Annotated in this window: 13 protein-coding genes, 2 pseudogenes and 1 other annotated feature; of the genes and pseudogenes, 2 read left to right on the top strand and 13 right to left on the bottom strand. The window is 43.5% G+C overall.

What is annotated here, in order from left to right; translation table 11 throughout:
• Positions 1-2 precede the first annotated feature (2 nt).
• From IC804_RS10800 to IC804_RS10755, 10 genes are all read right to left on the bottom strand, one after another.
• Complete coding sequence (locus tag IC804_RS10800; RefSeq protein WP_029761583.1) at positions 3-905, bottom strand: isochorismatase; 903 nt, start codon at positions 903-905, stop codon at positions 3-5.
• Between the two features lie 22 nt (positions 906-927).
• Complete coding sequence (locus tag IC804_RS10795; protein WP_081157218.1) at positions 928-2,553, bottom strand: (2,3-dihydroxybenzoyl)adenylate synthase; 1,626 nt, start codon at positions 2,551-2,553, stop codon at positions 928-930.
• An 18-nt stretch (positions 2,554-2,571) separates the two neighbouring features.
• Complete coding sequence (dhbC, locus tag IC804_RS10790) at positions 2,572-3,810, bottom strand: isochorismate synthase DhbC (RefSeq protein WP_029761585.1); 1,239 nt, start codon at positions 3,808-3,810, stop codon at positions 2,572-2,574.
• Between the two features lie 22 nt (positions 3,811-3,832).
• A complete protein-coding gene (locus tag IC804_RS10785) occupies positions 3,833-4,618 on the bottom strand; it encodes a 2,3-dihydro-2,3-dihydroxybenzoate dehydrogenase (protein ID WP_029761586.1) in 786 nt (261 codons plus the stop codon).
• A gap of 881 nt (positions 4,619-5,499) precedes the next feature.
• On the bottom strand, positions 5,500-6,513 hold the full coding sequence (locus IC804_RS10780; RefSeq protein ID WP_008881520.1) for an ABC transporter permease: 1,014 nt from the start codon (positions 6,511-6,513) through the stop codon (positions 5,500-5,502).
• Positions 6,513-7,394, bottom strand: coding sequence for an ABC transporter permease subunit (locus IC804_RS10775; RefSeq protein WP_069303957.1), 882 nt, complete (start codon positions 7,392-7,394; stop codon positions 6,513-6,515). The genes IC804_RS10780 and IC804_RS10775 overlap by 1 nt, the downstream gene beginning before the upstream one ends.
• 81 nt (positions 7,395-7,475) lie before the next feature.
• The gene (locus IC804_RS10770; RefSeq protein WP_008881522.1) at positions 7,476-7,997 is read right to left on the bottom strand and encodes a hypothetical protein; all 522 of its coding nucleotides are present in this window, start codon (positions 7,995-7,997) and stop codon (positions 7,476-7,478) included.
• Positions 7,998-8,380: 383 nt separating this feature from the next.
• On the bottom strand, positions 8,381-9,658 hold the full coding sequence (locus tag IC804_RS10765; protein ID WP_087959846.1) for an IS110 family RNA-guided transposase: 1,278 nt from the start codon (positions 9,656-9,658) through the stop codon (positions 8,381-8,383).
• Positions 9,659-10,542: 884 nt separating this feature from the next.
• Positions 10,543-11,022: a flavin reductase family protein gene (locus IC804_RS10760; RefSeq protein ID WP_011886640.1), complete on the bottom strand. Its 480-nt coding sequence runs from the start codon at positions 11,020-11,022 to the stop codon at positions 10,543-10,545.
• Positions 11,023-11,419: 397 nt separating this feature from the next.
• On the bottom strand, positions 11,420-12,358 hold the full coding sequence (locus IC804_RS10755) for an IS3 family transposase (RefSeq protein WP_190300599.1): 939 nt from the start codon (positions 12,356-12,358) through the stop codon (positions 11,420-11,422).
• A gap of 16 nt (positions 12,359-12,374) precedes the next feature.
• Between IC804_RS10755 and IC804_RS10750 the strand changes: the two genes are divergently transcribed.
• Together IC804_RS10750 and trpS are read left to right on the top strand one after the other, a co-directional pair.
• Entirely contained in the window at positions 12,375-13,610 is a 1,236-nt protein-coding gene (locus tag IC804_RS10750) for an IS256 family transposase (RefSeq protein WP_099233062.1), read from the top strand.
• A gap of 569 nt (positions 13,611-14,179) precedes the next feature.
• Positions 14,180-14,431: a binding site (T-box leader), on the top strand.
• A 121-nt stretch (positions 14,432-14,552) separates the two neighbouring features.
• A complete protein-coding gene (trpS, locus tag IC804_RS10745; RefSeq protein ID WP_060475512.1) occupies positions 14,553-15,548 on the top strand; it encodes a tryptophan--tRNA ligase in 996 nt (331 codons plus the stop codon).
• A 322-nt stretch (positions 15,549-15,870) separates the two neighbouring features.
• Here the strand turns inward: trpS and istB are convergent.
• The 3 genes and pseudogenes from istB to IC804_RS10730 form a co-directional block, all read right to left on the bottom strand.
• Positions 15,871-16,636, bottom strand: a pseudogene (gene istB, locus IC804_RS10740) (IS21-like element helper ATPase IstB).
• Complete coding sequence (gene istA, locus IC804_RS10735) at positions 16,633-18,222, bottom strand: IS21 family transposase (protein WP_311088183.1); 1,590 nt, start codon at positions 18,220-18,222, stop codon at positions 16,633-16,635. Before istA ends, istB begins: the two are co-directional and overlap by 4 nt.
• A gap of 159 nt (positions 18,223-18,381) precedes the next feature.
• A pseudogene (locus IC804_RS10730) lies at positions 18,382-19,219 on the bottom strand (aminoglycoside 6-adenylyltransferase).
• Positions 19,220-19,549: the final 330 nt, after the last annotated feature.

The following is a 19,549-nucleotide window of genomic DNA, read 5'->3' as shown; positions in this document are numbered from 1 at the left end:
TACTACGCATCTTGATTCGATAGCACCTTTTCTCGTGGAAAATATAATAAATTCCACCAATCGGAAAGAGTTGGCCGCGCAGCAAGATCCGCAAAGGTCACTTTTGCTCCTGCTCTTCTCCATTTTTCTACCAAACTCATTATGCGAATGGAGTCCAATCCTCTGTCGATTAAATTCTCTTGATCGGAAAGATCAGCTGCTTCTGCTTGCAGAAGCTCGGCTACTTGGCGCCGTACATCTTCTAAGCTGAGTGGCAACGGATTTTGCGTTCTTTTTAACACATCAAGAAGCTGCTGCGTAGACATGGTAAATGCGCAACGACTGGCCGCATACTGGATCGCCATTTGGTGATGTTCACGCGAAAAATCAGCCACTGCATCGGCGATAAAAAAGACTTGGATATCTTGCATAAAAGCATCACTAGCTGTTAATAAGCAGCCAATATGAGCGTAAACTCCGCAAATAATTAACTGATCTCTCCCTTGTTCTTTTAAGATTTCAGAAAGGGGCGTCTTTTTGAATGCGCTATACCGCCATTTGGTCAGAACGATATCGTCGTCATCTGGCGCTAGATCATCAATAATGCCTTTTTGATAAGAATCGTCGGCAATGCCCTTTCCCCAAAAATCTTGAAGCAATCCGCGCTCTTCCGGAGTTTGCCCTCCTGGCTGTGCCGAGTAAACGACAGGTATTCCTAACTTTTTGCATTCCCGTTTAATCTGTTGAATATGGCTTACAAGCTCTACTAAAGGAGACGCATTGGGAGTAAAAGCGTCAAGAAAATAATTTTGCATATCATGGATCAATAAAACAGCCCGCTTAGGGTCAAGTTTCCATAACACTTTATTTTTTGGTAATTCTGACAACGAAGGCATTGGATAAGCTGGAATAGCTGGAATGCCCATATGACCACTTCCTTTCTCAGCGTTATACCGTTGTGTTTTGAGATGCTTGCAGCTTTTCGGCAATCATTTTGCGCAATTCTCTTTTGTTAATTTTTCCAACAGGTGTCTTTGGAAATGAATCAACAAACTCAATTCGATCCGGTATTTTAAAGGCAGCTACCCCACGTTCGCGCAAAAATGCTCTCAATTCGGTCGCTTTCAAGGACGCATCACGCGGAATAATAAACGCGCATGACCGTTCACCAAGAAATTCATCAGGCATAGAGACAATCGCCGCATCACGCACCGCAGGATGAGCAAGAAGGTGATGTTCCATTTCCTCAGCAGCGATTTTTTCACCGCCCCGGTTAATCTGATCTTTTACGCGTCCTTCTACCACCAAGTAACCGGACGGAGTCATTCGCACTAAATCACCTGTTCGGTAAAATCCATCAGAAGTAAACGCTTTTGCATTATACTCCTCCGCTTTGTAATAGCCGCGGATCGTATAAGGTCCCCTTGTTAGCAGTTCCCCCACCTCTCCCGGCTCCACTTCGCGGTCTTCCTCATCAACAATTCGGATTTCATCGTATGGTGACATCGGCTTTCCTTGCGTATGAATCACAATTTCCTCTGGATCGTCTAATCTCGTATAATTCACGAGCCCTTCAGCCATGCCGTATACTTGCTGCAGTTTGCAACCCAACACAGGCTGGACTCTTTTGGCCACCTCTGCACTAAATTTAGCGCCGCCGACCTGCAATACTTGTAAGCTTGATAAATCATATTGCCGCGAAGACGCGGCATCAAGCCAAATCCAAACGAGTGGCGGCACAAGCGCCGTAATGGTGACCTCCTCCTGTTGAATCAGAGGAAACGCTTCATCTGGGCTAGGGCTTTCCGATAACACCACTTTTCCGCCAGCATACAACGTTCCTAGCACTCCTGGTGAGCTAAGCGGGAAGTTATGAGCCATTGGCAGAACAGCAAGGTAGATGCTGTCTTGATTTAACCGGCAAATTTCCGCACTCATGCGCAAACTGTAAATATAATCATCATGAGTGCGCGGAATCATTTTTGATAACCCTGTACTGCCGCCCGACAATTGAAAGAACGCAACATCGCTAGAACGGACAATAGGGAGCTCCATTGGCTCGATAAACAAGTCTTCTAATGATCGAAACTCTTCTGCTTCTCCTGCGACAATGACATGCTTCAACGTTGGAACAGCTTTCTTTACCTGCCGGGCAAGTGCTCGAAAATCAAATCCCGCATGCTGATCAGCAATAATATAGGCAACCGCTTCACTAAACTCACAAAAATAGCGAATTTCACTGAATCGATGGGAAGGCAAGGCAAAGACAGGGAGTGCACCCAATCGGAATAAGGCAAAACATACTTCAAAAAATTCTACTTGATTAGGCAATTGAAGAACCACGCGATCCTTCGGGCGAATCCCCATCTGATAAAATCCCGCCGCAAGCTGATCGGCTCGCTGATCAAGCTCTTGATATGTAAGCTTTCTTTTTCGAGAGGTGGCGGCAATCCGTTCACCATGTTTCATGGCTCGTTGCCGCAACATACCGCCGAACGTTTCACCAGCCCAGCATCCTTCCTTACGATAAAAATCTGCCAATTCTTTTGGCCACGCAACGCATCCGCTTAACATGGCTTTCTCCTCCATACTTTACTTCAGAATGTCGTCATGTAATCCCATCGCTAACAACATGGTGCGAAACTTAGCCGATGTTTCCGCCAATTCTTCCTCCGGCTTCGATCCTTCTACAACACCAGCACCGGCAAACAAACGAAGGGTACGATCTTCAATTTCGGCACAACGAATTGTCACGATCCATTCTCCATCTCCCTCTTCGTTGCACCATCCTACCATTCCGGTAAAAAAGCCGCGTTCAAACGGTTCAATCTCTTGAATGGCCTGCTTCGCTACGGGTGTCGGTGTCCCGCAAACCGCTGGGGTCGGATGAAGCGCAAACGCCAAATCAAGCGAAGTAATCGACGATGAAGACAGTTCGCCACGAATAACCGTGGATAAATGCCACATCGTTTCTGTATGAATGAGCGAAGGCTCTTCCGGCACATCCAATGTCTTGCAAAACGGTCTGAGCGCATTTGCTACTGCTTCGATGACAACTGCGTGCTCATGGCGATTTTTCTCTGAAGACAGAAGCTCCTGAGCGCGTCGCCGATCTTCCTCTGGATCGTTGCTGCGAGGCGCTGAACCTGCTAATGGATTCGCGATCACCTGCATACCAGATTTGGCAACAAGCAGCTCCGGGCTTGCTCCAACAAGCGTGCGATTCCCTGTGATTTCGTGGGTTACTTCATCAGTACGTCCAACTCGATCTGGCAAGGCCATGGCAAATGTATAGCCTGTTGGATTATGTACAGCCAGCTGCCGCAAAAGCCGCGGAATATCAACCTTTTGGGCTGAAGTCAGCTGAAGGGATCTTGATAAAACAATTTTGCGAAGATCCCCTGCTTTGATGCGCTGCAATCCTTGTTCCACCGCATCCTTATAACCCTCTGGTGACGGAATGGGGGTTACCTCATATTCTTGATCTACCTGTTGTTCAATCGGCACCTTCCATTGACCAAAGGACAGAGGACCGGCCCATTCCACTTCTGAAGGAACCACCAATTGAGCGGGATACAAATGGTCAAAAGGAATGGCGCCCACAGCTATAGGATGATTGCTAATTCCCTGCTGTTTTACCCTTTTTAACACTTGTTTGATATGATCAATTATTTGTGCTTTTTCATTCTCATAGCCAGTCGTTGGCACCACCGCAGCCATTCCTTGGGCTAACAGAGTGTGACGCGGCGAAGCTAGAAAAAACGATGTCCCCGCTTTATATTCAGCGAGCAGCTGTTCAGCGGTAGCACGATTCATTGTTTTGGTTTGCATCCGTCGTTCCCTCCATGGAATGTTATGAATCCAACGTAGCGCCTCCATCTACTCTGAGATCATGCAGTGTAATATGGCGTGATTGCTCAGAAGCAAGGAATAGAACCGCATCAGCAATATCTGAAGGCTGTGCCAGCTTTTTCAAAGGAATGCCAAGGCGGTATTCCTCTAATGAGCCAGCGATCACTTTATTGGCCCCATTGTCATCTGTCCACATCGCTCGCTGCATATCCGTTTCAGTCGAACCAGGAGAAACGACGTTGCAGCGAATGTGATAAGGAGCTAACTCTAAACCAAGACATTTCGTAAACATCGTTGCGGCCGCTTTTGATGCTGCATAAGCAGCCATTGACATCCGTGGTGTCGTCGCTGCGTTTGAGCTTACTGTGACAATCGCGCCTGAGCGCCGAGGAATCATACGCTGGCTCACTGCACGAGACACATAAAAAACACCGGTCGCATTAACCTTGAATACCTCTTCCCAATCTTGATCCGCCAAGCTGCTGACAGGCCCTGTCCGCAAAATGCCGGCAACATTAACTAAAATCTCGATTGGACCTAAACTATGCTCCACTTTCTCCACTACTTCATCCACTTGCGTGCGATTCGCTACATCAGCTAAAAACGATTGCACCCGATACCCTTGTCCTTGTAATTCAGAAACAAGAGCATCTAACCGCCCACCGTTTCGGTCAACAGCCGCAACTAGTGCTCCATGCTTAACAAAAGCCCTTACTACCGCCTCCCCAATTCCTTGGGCAGCGCCGGTAACAAGAGCCACTTTTCCCGCTATTCCCCATTGATCCATTCTTTTCACTCCTTTCTTACTCATGGGTCAATGGATGACAACCAACGAAGCAAGCCTTCCGATTATCTTTGCTGATTTCAGCTAACCGCATTGAACATTGTTACTTGAAACCAAACAAATAGGAGTGGCCACCATCATTTCCGATAATGATTATCATTATCAAAAAAACAATTCACTAACTATGCTACATAGACAGAATCTTCCTGTCAATACATTTCAAACAAACGCTACATTGGCCCTATTCTATAGATAATGGTGTTAGCATGAATCGGTAATTTCATTATGTCAATCAGCCTAATAGGATTATATTACCTTTTATTCATCTAATACCCTTATAAAACAAAATTAATAAAAATGATAATTATTATCAATTGAATTATATGTGATTTTCTGTTTGCTGCACATGGATACATTCCAGATTTATAAATAGACAATTTCCCCAATACAAGAAAGATGATGGATAAAGAATATGCTAGAACAAAAGAAAAAAGGCAGGGCATTCTCTGATTTGGACCAAAACACATTCCAGAGAAAGGAATATCCCTACCTATGTCTAAAAATATACCGAATGGTAGTAAACTACCCACCTCCTACGCTTCGTTTAGAGGTGGAGGCTTCAAGCGACTTATGCGTGCTCGCTGAACAGTAAGCCACACACAAGAACCCTTTATGCTTCCTTCGCTTCGAAGGTATCCGTTCGAACCAGACTATCATATTCGTTGGCTATCGCCAACCGAAATTCATCTCCCACTACTTACTGGGCTGTCGCCCTTCACATTCCTTGAGGTGGAAGGCTTCTTTCGGATATTCTGTTAAAATCAACTGTATTGCCCATACTATCAAGTTTATATCCTTTGCATATCACTTATTTTCAGGATAGCTTATTTATAAAGTACAAATTCAAAGTCGCTCTGCTGCGGCGGAAAAGAAGCAGGTTTTCCCGATGAACTCCATTGCTTTTTCCGCTGCTTCCGTTTTCCTTTTCCAGCAATTACTTGCTCTAACCCTTTCCCCATTAATTTGAAGGCAAAAATCGCAACGATAAAGGCCACACACGGCCCGACAACAATCCATTGGTCAAGCATCATTTCCCGATAGGAAAGACCGATCAAGCCGGACCATTCATTCGAAAGGGAGAACGCCACCTTCTCGGGAGGGCCCAACCCATCGGAATCGTATATAACTTTTACGCCTCCTAGCAATATTTGAAACGCCCCGAGATGCACAAGCAGCAAGAGCGACTGCACAGTCTGCTGGGTAAACAGCAAAAACAGCCGCGGCCGCATATACGGGAGAACGTGCTTGCGGATGAGCCAAACGTTATCAGCTCCCATCAGCCGGGAAGAAACGACAAATTCATTTTGCAAAAAGACAGCGATATCATTGCCGATGACCAGCATTAACGGCGGAAGCGCAACAGCCGCAAGCACCAATAGTTGTTTTATCAACACTCCCATTCCAGCTCCTTGCTCCTCCAATGGAATGAAAGCAAAAAAGAGCATCGTTAAAAATATCGCCGGCACAAACCGAAAGGCGCGGACGATGGACTCGGCAATAAAACGAAATTTCTGTAAATAAAAAGCATACATGATTCCGCCGACCGTCCCGAACGCCAGCCGCAGCAAACTGACCGCCAATGCGGTGAAAATCGTATATTTCGCCCCATCGATGACCTTCCAAAACACATCTTCGCCTTGGCGATCGACGCCAAATGGATGGACCCAGCTCGGCGGGTACGGAGGAACGTCAACGAGCCGCCCAGCCTCATTGTAGATCCGCTCCGGCGGCTGTGGAATGATGTCTTTCAGCCAATAAGAATATAAAAAACTGGCCAGCAATAGACCGGCCGCGATGATAAACCCTGTCGTAAAATAAACGTTGCGGAATGCGCGCATCACGCTACCCCCCTCTCGATTCCCGTCAAATAAGCAATCACTCGTTTCCCGGCCACATCAATGATGTAAAACGGCAAAAACAGCATGGCAAGACCGATAGCCACTACTTCCGGCGTATGGCGCTGCTCATACAAAAACCGGAAAAATCCATGCATATTAAACAAATATTCCGCCACTAACAAGTTCGACAGCATAAACCAAAACAAATATTGGACGTTAGAAAACACGGTGATCAGCGCGTTGCGGAACATATGGCGCCATAGCACTGCCGTTTTTGACAATCCTTTCGCTAGCGCATATTCGACGTATGGCTTGTCTTTTTCCTCCGTAAACGCAAGAAATGTCATTTGGAACAGCAGAATGGAAGGCAAAATGGAAATCATGACAATCGGCAGCACGTATACATTGTCAAAACCGGCAACAGGATTGACAATAAGCAAATCTGTCTTTTTAAACACCCAGATGACAAACAGTTGCGTAGAAAAAATAAAAATAACATCGGGGATCGACTCAAGAAAAAACGCGATTCCTTTCACCATTTTTTGCAGCGGACGCGGAAGCAAAAAGCAGATGTAGGCTCCCGTAACGGCTATAAGGAAGGAAACAGCCAGCGCCCCCCATAAAATAATAAGGGAATAGGCATACGGCTCCATCATCGTTGAGAGCAGGGGAGCATTGTGCCATTGCGAGAGCGAAACCGTTATATCACGAATAGAAAAAAAGCTCCAAAACAGCTGCTGAAATTGCTGCCAAAATACCGTGACCATTTGCGGGCTCGGAAACAAGGAATAGCTTTGCGCAAACGCGATAATCGCCATAATCGTGAAAATGGTAAGCAACAAATCCGCCAGCACCGTCAAGGCGAGTTTCCATTTCTTCATAAGGCTGATCCCCCTCCTTCGGAGCATGGGCAACCGATTGCTTGATGTTCCTTTCGGCTGTAAGCTGCCAGTGCTTGCATTTTAATAAGATGGTGCCGGGGGAGGCAATGTTTCTGCTAACATGGATTGCTGTCCTCCCATTCCATCGCCTATTTTCAAGATGCGGTCATACATTTTAATTCCTACATAGGTTTGTCCGTCTGTTTGATATTCTACTCTGCCCGACGAGTCTTTTTTGATAAGCTCTCCCTTTTCACCATACTTCTCTTTTACGTGCTTCGGCTGCAGTTCTGGCAAAAACATCACATCCAGCTCATATTCCTTAGCTCGCTCCGGTCTTTTCGCGCTCCATGAATAACTTCCGTCTTCCCCAACGTTTACTTTTTCCTCGAGTACCTGTTTGCCCCCCTCGATTTCTTTCATCACAATTTGCACGACGGCGCCTTTTGGCAGATTGCTGTTTCCGCTTAGCACCACTAGGTCACCGATTGTTTTGACCGCACCACCTAATTTTACCGTTTGCTCCACTTTCGGTTTGGCACAGCCAACTAGCACCAATAGCAACAACAACGTAAGGACCACCGTCATTCGGATATCCTTCATAAAAACCCTCCCTCTATAAATGTTGATATATCAACGGTTGTAGCCGTCTCAGGGGTGTCAAAAAAATATTTTTCGACAAAGATTCTAACATTATTTCTTAAATATGTGTATATCTTACATTGACTGGGTACGCTTCGCGGCCACTACTGGTTAAATTTGGTTGTAGTGGAGGAAGCGTATGGGATGCACCGTGGATCTCTGCATCGCTGATGATGACGAACCCTCCCATGTCTCTTGGCATCCTTGTGCCTACATTCCTTCGTTCGGTCTAGTCATCAGGCAGAGGCCGGCTAAGCTCCTTTAGGGACTCAAGGTCGAATGGATGATATCGCGCCAGCTTCTCCGTGTCATCCTTGTTGTCTAGAGAATCGAGACTATAGGCATCAAGCAGCCGTTTCGAGGCCAAAGATGTCCTGCATCATTCGCTTCGCATCGAACGCTTGGTGCTTCGTACATACAGCGTGCAATACCTTCAATAATTTTCCGCATAACACCACAATCGATTGCTTCTTCCGCAACGGATTATCAGGACGTGTCGTGTAATAGTCGTGCAGCTGCCGAAACGCTTCGTTGTGGCGGATCATCGGCATCATCACGCGGAAGAGGAGGGCGCGCAACCGCCTTCTTCCACGCTTCGAGATCCGTTTTTGCCCTTTGTGTTGGCCGGAGGAATGTTCCCGCAGCGTCAGGCCCGCTAATTTGATAAGCTGCCGCGGATCCTGATAATGGGAGAAACTCCCGATCTCTGATAACAATTCTACGATGGTCGCATCGCCTAAGCCCGGAACGGTCTTCAACCATTCGTACTCGACCGATGTCTGTACGAGTTCGATCAGCTGCTCTGTCAGTGCCTCGATTTCTTCTTCCAGTTGGCGGTACCGGCGGACAAGCGTGGCAATTTCGATACGGGCCATCTGTTGTCCTTCCGTTACGCCAATGGAGTGTTGGGCCAATTCCATCAACTTCTTCGCTTTCGGTTTTTGTGGCGATTGTAATCCCTCACTTTGCCGGTAAAGGGCCAGCACCTCTTCCAGTTCTTTTCCTGCCAGATCACTCGGAAATGGCGTATATTCCAGCACCGCGAGCGCCATTTTCCCAAATGACGGGAAGACTTGGGAAAACTCCGGAAAATATCGATCAAGCCAGCGAATCATTTGATTTCGAACTGCTCCCTGTTCTTCCACCAATTTGGAGCGAAATGTCGCTCCAACGCGCAGCTCCGCCTCCATCCCTTTCAGAATACGCGGATAGCTGAATCGGCCGTCTTTCACTAACCGGGCAATGACGAGCGCATCTTTCGCATCATGCTTGGTTGGAAGGTTATCGTCCAGCTCTTTCGATCGCTTCACGTGCATCGGGTTTGTCATGACGAGAGGGATGCCTTTCTCATCAAGAAAATAGGCGAGATTCAGCCAATAATGTCCCGTTGGCTCGATGCCAACGATCACCTCGGTTTTTCCAAATTCCTTCATGGCTTCTACGATACACTGGTACAACCATTCCAATCCTTCTCTCGATTGCAGAACGGGAAACGGCTTTTTTAACACCCTCCCTCGCTCATCCACAAAGCAGGCATAATGTTTTTTCTTTGCGATATCCATCCCAACAACCAGCGTTTGATCGGTGACTTGATTAATCTTCTTGTTTGAGATAGAATTCATGTATAGTCCTCCTTGGTATCCAAATTAGGGGTCAATTCGTGCGATTGACACCCCCGAATCATACCAAGAGGGCTTTTTTTATTCAAGTCCCCGAAAAAACTTCTAACAGGAATGCTCCTTATATGTATGTATAAGCATCTTTTAAAAAGAAAAATAGTATACGATGTGAAATATTAGGTTAACCATTTCGTTCAAATGAATCTGATAATCTTTATCCGACGATAAACAAGGCTTCCAAAAATGATTCGGAAAATTCTTTAATATTTACGCCCAACCATCACTATTGCTTTTTTGTTGTTTCTTAAGTTCAACCATGATATGACCAGCTTTGGTATATTTCTAACAATGGTAAATCATTATGATTCTCGGTTTTGTGATGAAATGTACAGTGTCTGGCGAAATGGCCTCTCTTTTAGAAGTATGATGTCAAAGGATTGTTGTTGAAAAACTAATTTTTCCATTCACTCTTGGAGACAATGGGGGATCTGCATCACTAATTGGTTACCTTCGTGTATTTTTAGGTGGTTGCTCTGAAATCTTCCATCAATTAACATAAGACTTAGTTCTTTAGGATTTTTCATCCCTGTACTAATCTCGATTTCTTCTGACTGATTTATCACATATAAATAAGGTGTACTATGAACTTTAGATGTATGAAAGAGGTATGCAACTTTGATATATATTATTGATTCATTGATGTTTTCTAAAACAAGCTGATCATTATTCCTTTTATCGTTGTTTATTAACATAATTTTAAACGTTAGTTCGATTGCTAAAGATGAAGCAGGCTTTTTCCGCCTGCTTCATCTCATCCATACAGTGGTTTCTATATCCGTTCCTTTCGCAACCGCTTATAACAGTCTTGTACGTTAGGAGTACCCCAATCACCCTCCGTAATAAAATCCGGTTTCCTTCAGTGTCAGCGGATCTCCTTCCCGATGCACACCGGCATTAATGACTTCGCCTACATAAATATAGTGATCGCCTTTTTCTACTTTTTCGACAACTTTGCACTCAAAGAAGCTGAGCGCATCTTTAAAAATCGGACATCCTGTTTCTTCGGTATAGAATTCGTACCCTGCCAGCTTATTTCCTTCCGGTTCTAAAGATTTAAAGAAAGCGGTGACCATATCCTTCTGGCCTGTTTCCAAAATATTGACGCTAAATACGCCACTTTTGGCAATTTGCTCTTGGGAACGGGTGCCTACTTTCACTGCAACCGCTACCAATGGAGGATTAAAAGACGTTTGTGTCAGCCAGTTTCCCGCAAAAGCATTGGCAGTACCGTTTTCATCTTTTGTGCCGACAATGTATAAACCGTATGTAATTCCACGTAAAGCCGTTTTTTTCGCCTTGGCATCCATGTATGGAACTCCTCCTTCCATAAAAATCGTGTTTTTCAGTTGTGTAGATGTTCTTATTTTCCATTTTATCCAAGCTAATTATATCTGTCTAGCTTTTCATTTTTAAGAAACATAGGGAGATTTCACAACTTACAATACAGCGGACGAACACAAGTTTTCAAGAAAACGAAAGATGGCATAATCCTTTATTGGAAAAGTGGATGGAAGAATCCCCCTTAAAAAAAGTGGGTGTCCCAAAAGTAGAAAATGGGACACCCTCATTTTAAAGAGTCCAGTATACAACTTTTTTGTCACTTAACCGGATTGACCCCCTAAATTTGGACACATCCTATCTTAATTTTAGGTTATTCTCAAAATTTCTCGTTTTTTCTTGGCAAGAAGACAAAATCCTCTTGCCTTATACGCGAACTTCTTTGATGATTAACGATTCCGTTTGCGCTTTTTTGTAAAATTCACGCGGTGGAAGATCGAGAATACTCGAATGAATCCTTCGCTCGTTATAAAATTTCATGTACTCCATCACGGCTTGATAAGCTTCTTCATAGCTGTCAAACGCCATTCTTCCTAGACATTCCTCCTCCAGTAAACGATGAAACGCTTCAATATGTGCATTCATATTCGGCGTCCGTGGTGGAATCCGTTCATGTTCGATTCCAAATCGCTCACAGGCAGCTTCAAAGGCATGAGAAATAAATTGCGGGCCGTTGTCTGTCCGAATCACAGGTTTATTTGCCTGTTCAAATTGCTGACGCTTGAATAACGCTCTTTGAAGCGTCTTTACGGCATCGCTTCCTGAACAACTCAACCCAATATGGTAATCAATTACCGAACGGTCATACACATCGATGAGCGACAAAACAAAGAAAAAGCGTTCTTCTCCTTCGATATATCCGTATTTCACGTCCATTTCCCATAACTGATTCGAGCCTGTAATAATGCGATTTCGAGCGAGTTTCTTCGGATATGGAATCCGTTTCTCTCGCTGCGGACGTAGTAAGTCCATCGCTTTACACAATCGATATACTTTTTTCTTACTGATCACAAGCTGATGGTCTCTTCTTAACTGAATGGTCAGCTTGCGATATCCGTAGGCAAATCCTTCTCCCATCACAAGCTCAGAGAGCCATTCTTGGATTTGTTCGTCTGACACTTTTTCGCCAGTTGCCGTTAGAGAGTAGCCGGGTGTTGGACGTCCCCCACCTACTGTTTTCTTCTCGACTTTTCCGTTCTGCTGATAATAGTTAAGTCCATATAATTGTGTAAAAAGGGAAATAGAAAAAGAGCCATGTTGCTTCCCCTTTGGTAGAATAAACAGTGGACCAAAAACACCAAACATAAGGAGGAATGCAACCATGGCTCAATATCATATTACCCTAAATGATGAACTTTTGCACGGGTTATTCACCAGAGATGAGGGATTAGCTAAGCTATTGGAACAAGTCCTCAATCAAATCCTCGAGGCACAAGTAGAAGAACAGCTGGGAGCTCGCCGTTATGAACGAACGGAAGAACGAAAAGGCTATCGAAACGGTTCGTATCCACGCCAGCTGACGACCCGGGTGGGACGGTTGACCTTGCGCGTTCCACGGACAAGAGATGGGGAGTTCTCTACGGAACTGTTCCAACGGTATCAACGGAGCGAACAAGCACTGGTACTGGCACTAATGGAAATGGTGGTAAACGGGGTGTCTACCCGAAAAATCACTCAAATCACGGAGGAATTATGCGGCACTTCGTTTTCCAAGTCCACGGTCTCCTCACTGTGCAAGGGACTGGATCCGATTATCCAAGACTGGAATTATCGTTCCCTTCATGAACACGTGTATCCGTTTGTGCTAGTAGATGCTATTTATACGAAAGTCCAGGAGGATGGACGAGTACGCTCCAGAGCCGTGTTGATCGCTACAGGAGTGAATGAGGAAGGATATCGAGAAATTCTTGGCCTGCAAATCGGAAACAGTGAATCGGAGTCCAGCTGGAGCGAGTTCTTCGGATGGCTGAAAGACCGGGGACTCCGGGGAGTGGACTTGATCATCTCGGATCAGCACGGTGGGCTGGTGCAAGCCATTGAAAAGCATTTCCAAGGCGCTACATGGCAACGATGCCAGACACATTTTATTCGCAATATCCTCGATGCCGCACCAAAGTATATGCAGGATGCCTTGCTCGAGGAGATTCGTGGGATTCTTCATGCTCCAAATAAGCAAACGGCCCGGCTGTTATTGGAACAAGTGCTGGCCAAATGGGAAGAAAAAGCCCCAAAAGCCATGCAAATCCTCGAAGAGGGATTCGAAGACGCCACCGCCGTATTGGACTATCCGGACCGTTACCGGCGGCGCCTGCGCACGACCAACGGAGTGGAACGGCTGAACGAAGAAATTCGCCGCAGAGAACGGGTCATCCGCATCTTTCCGAACCGGGAATCGGTGTATCGCCTCGTTGGTGCCGTGTTGATCGAAATCGATGAAAAATGGATGTCAGGGCGCAAATACTTGGATATGGCTGAATATTGGCAGTGGCGGAAAACGAAAGAGCAAGGAGTCCGATCGGTGAATCAGGAGGCTCCGGCGATCAAGAGAGTGGGATAACCTCTACGCCGTGTCAAGGAGAACGTGGAATACCGGAGCGAAGCGAGGATATGCCGCGAAAGCTCCTTGACACGCCTGTTCCTTGACAACATGATCATTTGTCCGGGAAGGCGACCGGCAGGGAGACTTTCCGGTCTTACCTACCATACGTCAAGTCATCAGGTCCATGTTGTCTATCAAAGGGGAATTTACACAATAATTTGGACTTGACCTCACTTGTCAGGTGCAAAACAGTAAAACGCAGGTTGAGTCACAGGTAAAATCGCACAATTTTCACAATGAATTCACAGTATAATTCAAATCAATAAAAGAGCTTGAAAAACGTTACAAGAAAACGTTCCAATCTCTTTTATATTTAATGTAGGTTATTCAACAAAGCACCCGTTAGCCAACCATGAAGCGAGCTTCATCACAGATGATGGAAGTTAATTCTTTCTTCCATGGGAGTCAACCATGCCGCATCTATGTGGCACCAGCAATGATGAAAATACTGATTTTTTGTATAATTTAGTAAAAAAACATTGCAATCATTCTACCGTGTGATTATAATAAATAAAAAAATTCCATATATCTTTGTGATGATGAAGAATAGTAGGCATGGCGGACACTTCAGAGAGCTGATGGTTGGTGCAAATCAGTGTGGAAACCATGTTGAATGGGCTTCGGAGCAACCAGACCGAAATTTAGAGTAGGTTTTGGCGGAGAGTCTCACCGTTAAAAGAGACAAGGTATCGAAACGTAATTTACGTTTCCGTACCCTAAAAGTGCGTTTGTTGTTTTACAAACGAACAAAGGTGGCACCGCGGCTTTCCGTCCTTTGGCAAGTGGATGGAAAGCCTTTTTATTTAGTTGTCTAAAAGGAGTGATTAGTCATGGAAGACGGCTGGTGGACGTCTTTTTCAATTCAAAACATTAAAACTACAACAAAATGGAGGGATTTTGATGAATAGGGAAATATTAATATCAGGAATAAGACCTACAGGAGAATTACATTTGGGTAACTACTATGGTGCAATGAAGAATATCCTTGAATTACAGGAAAAGTACAATTCATACTTTTTTATCAGTGATATTCATTCACTAACTACTCACCCTAAACCAGATGATTTAACGAGAAATGTTTTGGAAATTGCTAAAGATTATTTGGCAGCAGGGCTCGATCCAAATAAATCTACATTTTATGTCCAATCCTCGATTGCAGAGGAAATATGTGAATTGCATACTTATTTAAGCATGGTAATGCCATTAGGGGATTTATTACGTTGCCCAACATTTAAAGAAAAAGCAAAAAAACACCCTGATAATGTTAATTATGGATTAGTAGGTTATCCGGTTTTGATGGCAGCAGACATTCTTATACACAAAGGAAAATTTGTGCCCGTCGGCGAAGATCAACTTGTTCATTTGGAAATAGCAAGGACAATTGTACGTAGATTTAACCAACTCTATGGAGATATTTTTCCTGAACCAAGACCTATTATGGAAAATGCTGTTCGTATTCCTTCTCTTTCAGGGAAAGGGAAAATGAGTAAATCAGATAACGCCGACAGTTATATTAGTATGAAAGATGACAATGAAACCATTCAACGAAAAGTAAAGAAGGCATATTCTGATCCCACTCGTATCTATAAACATCAAGCAGGTAACCCTTCAAAAGAGGGGTGCAACGTTTATCATTTACACACTTATTTTACTGAAAAGGAAATGTTAGAAAAGATTCAGCTCCAATGCAGTAATGCGACTATAGGGTGTGTACAATGTAAATCCATTCTATCCGATTCAATCAATTCAATCGTTGAACCGTTTAGGGAAAGAAGAGAAAAATTGTCAGACAGTTATGTATATGATGTTTTAGCACACGGACGAATGAAAGCTAAAGAGTCATCACAAAAAGTTATCAGTGAAGTTAGAAAGGCAATTGGATTAAGGATGTTTTAAGTGATTTAATAAGGTGTATCGAATAGTGATACACCTTTTTCTTCATCAATTTATTAACGGTTTATTATGACTAACTGCTTCGTTAGCCAACCATGAAACGAACTTCACCACAGATGATGGAAGTTCATTCGTTCTTCCCTGGGAGACAACCATGCCGCATCTATGCGGCATCATCAGAATAATGAAAATATTCATTTTCAGGATAGACCTCCATGTCGTGCTTACGGCACTAGCAAATGATGAAAATACTAATTTTCGGGATAGTTAAAAAAGAAATGGGTGTAAGTGTAACCGTCAAGTAAAATTGAACACTTTTTGCTCATTAATTTTGAACAGTTTCATCGCTGAAAATGGAAATTCTATGCTTCATGCGATAGCTGTCTCCGTTTAAATGAATCACCTCTGCCCGATGAATAATTCTATCTAATACGGCTGTAGTGATCGCTGGATCCCCCAGTAGTTCTCCCCATTCACTTGGTCCCTTGTTGGACGTTAAAATAATGGATGATTGATTGTACAAGTCATTGATCAAATGGAAAAACAAATTGGCTTCTCGTTGATCCATCGCCATAAACATGAGATCATCGATAATCACGAGGTTGGATTCTCTTAGACGCTGAAGACGAATTCGAGATTTGCGAGTGATTTCTTCTGTTTTTAACGCTTGAATCAACTCTCCCATGGTAATAAACGTCACTTTATACCCTTGATCAATCGCCTCCATCCCAAGTCCAATCGCTAAATGGGTTTTCCCTACACCTGGCGGTCCTAATAAAATTAAGTTAAAAAGTTGGTCTAACCATGCGAGTTCCCGCAATTGATGAAATTGCCGTTTTGTCAGTGATGGCTGTTCATCCAGCTGAAACTCGTCCAATGTCTTGTAATACGGGAAAGCTGCCCATTTTAGACGCCTTTCCCGTGCTTTTTTCTCCCGACAATCTTGTTCATACTGTAATACTATGGACAAAAAAACGAAGATAGGTCATCTCGTTTGTTTCTGCTTGTTTCACTAGTACAGGCAGGTGAAAAGCCGTTTCTGTCAAACGCAACGTTCGCAATAACTCTTGTACTTTCGCCAGCTGGCTCATTTCGTTCTTCCCTCCAAAATCTCAATATATTCTTCGATGCTTCTGACAGCTGGTTGAGCTTCCAAAACCGAAAGGTTCCCCTCACGTAATGGTTGAATTCGGTTCACTGAAACGACTTTGTCGGAAGTGTTCCATCTATGTTGTCGTTGTAAGTAACCGACCATATCTGTAAATGCAGAGGCGCTATACAACTGTAATTCCATACATTTTTGCAGCGCTTGGCTGCACAGAGAGAGTGGAGATTGAGCCAGCTGCTTTTGAATGAGCTGTAATTGATCCCGTATATATCGTGGATAGTTTTTTCGTATACGTTCGAGATACTCCTTGGCCGCATCCGGATTTTCAAATTCATGGGCAATCCTCTCGAGATACACATCGATCCCTTTCGCTCGATCACGCAGATGATTCCGGTTTTGAATGAGTTTCCCTTTGCCGTGAGTGATCGGGTGTTTCCCTAAGTATTCCCCGGTTTCCAAATCATAGATCAGGAGTTCTTGTTCTGCCTCTTGAATGACGATTTGCACCGTTTTCCCAAACGATGTATAGGTTCCGCACGGAACCGTGTATCGATTGGATTTGTACAGAATGGTATTGTCCTTTCTCACCGTCCTTGTTATACTGTTGGTAAGGTTTGTTTTGGGGACACCAGTCACGTCCAATGATGGAGAGATCGGTCGTAAGTGTGCTTTTTCGAGTTCGAACACATCGGCCGGTCTCTTTTTTGTCGTATTATGAACTCTGCCGTTTCCTGTTCGGCGCAGCCAATTCCATCCTTGTTCATTCCATGCATCGATAGTAGTAAAGATCCGATGTTTGGCAAAGTTATGTTTGATAAATCCTACGACGTTTTCGATTTTCCCCTTACTTTCCGGATCTGCCTTTCGACATACATGAAGAGTCAAGTTTCGTTGTCTCCGATAGGCTTCAAATTCGGCCGTGAGAATGAGATCCCCGGCATTTTCGCTGACCACAATCAGGTTGTCCTGATCGTAAACCAGTTCGTTTGGGATTCCCCCAAACCATTGGAACGCATTCTCGTGCGCTTGGATGACATCTCTCGTCGTAAAAGGACGATTCAGCCACTCCATGTATTTATAACGGGAGTGCGAAAGAACAAAGGCGATAAAATATAACACGATATCCTTTCCTTGTTGATTTTTTACTTTGACTTTTCCAAAATCGACTTGCGCTTGGTGACCCATTGGTGGATCTGGCACTGCTTGATATTGGCGGACAGAAGTTTCTTTTGGGATGTTCCACTCCTCTCGTAAATTCCTCACATAGCTGCGGACCGTACTTTCTCCCACACGGAGATCGGGATATTGTTCCTCCAGCCAATCTTGTACTTGAGACGCTGATAGATCTGGATGCTTCTGAATCCAATGTAAAATAATCTCTCGGTAAGGGTCTAACTTTTTTCTTCGCTGCTTCGTAGAAGCCAGCCATATCGTCATTTCCTCTGGTGAACGTTTTAAATAGTTATATAATGTCGTTCTGGATATGTTTAATTTTTTAGCGATAGTGGCTTTACTAAATCCTTGCTTTAAGAGCTGATAAATTTCCATGTACACTTCCCACTTATCCACCTTTCCATCCCTCCAACAGCTAGATAGCATTCAACATCTATCATAGCTGTTCGGAGTAAAATTGGTAAATGAGTGTTCAATTTTATTTGTCGGATTCTGTCCATTTTAGTTTAGCAGTTACAGTAAGCAAAACACCCGCAAAATGTGCGGGTGTTTCTGCTAAATAACCATATCAATAATTCCATTAATCCATTCAGAATTTTCTTCGATTCCGAGCTTATTACAAAGATTTTTATGAACTCTTTTAAATTCTGGAACTATACTTTTCATCACATTCATAATTTCAAGGGGATTTCTACCACATTCCCAACTTTCAAGGAGGGAAAGTTGCCAAGCTTCTAGCTTGCTTCTTTCCCCCTTCGTATTTTGCCCAATCACCAAACGTATTTGGTTGGATTCCTACTTCCATATACCAAGCTGTTGCCATTGATAAACGTAAGTTGTCAATACATTTCAAAGCATAATAATACTCTTTTCTCATTACTCTGCGATAAGCTTCATGAAAATACGCAAAAAACTTTGTTCGCCAAAGTTCCAATTCTTCAATTGTTGGTTCATAGGATAAAGCCATTGATTGATCTAAAATATCTGCCAACATTCCGTTTGTATCTTTTACAATTTTTATATTTTTCAACCATACGGAAGGCTGAATATCTTCAGGTTTATAATAAAATGTATCCACTTTAACGAAACAATCATAGTGAGCGATTGAATAAGTTACAAACGGACCTAAATCCTCAAAATAAAGAACATTTCCCCACTTTTTAGGGCGATTTTTTTTGTTCGAGATAAATGCTTGGAATTTTTCAGGTAATACAACGATGCGGAGGTCAATGTCGGAATATAAATCCATGTTTTCACTCCCGATTGAACCACCATAAAAAACCGCTAATACATCATCGTCATTAAATAAATCTTTTTCAATTGCAGTCATTAAATCTTGACGATGCTTTGGAATTTCTAAATCTCTTTCTTTGTGTCTAGTTACAAATCCCACACATTGAATAACAACTCCCCTAAAATATATTTTTAGAATATAAATCCATATTGATTTTATATATTAGATATTTAGCATTTGATTCCTTCTTTAATTATACTGCCCGTTAGATGCCCATGCATCGCTTCGCGGCATCACAGATGATGAAAGAAATTTTATTCTTCCATAGAAATCAAATAAGACCGATTTTAATCAATTTACCACAATATTACAAACACTTTCAAAATGCCTTTTATTATTCAAATATTTGTTTGATCGGAAATAAAGAAAAAATTGTTGGCATAAAAATTCGCCAACACTTTTATTGAATATATAACTTTATTTTTCAGT

The organism is Geobacillus sp. 47C-IIb, assembly GCF_014679705.1.
Classification (GTDB): domain Bacteria; phylum Bacillota; class Bacilli; order Bacillales; family Anoxybacillaceae; genus Geobacillus; species Geobacillus thermodenitrificans.
The sequence above is the reverse complement of the archived record's forward strand: the minus strand, read 5'-3'. Positions and strand labels throughout refer to the sequence as shown.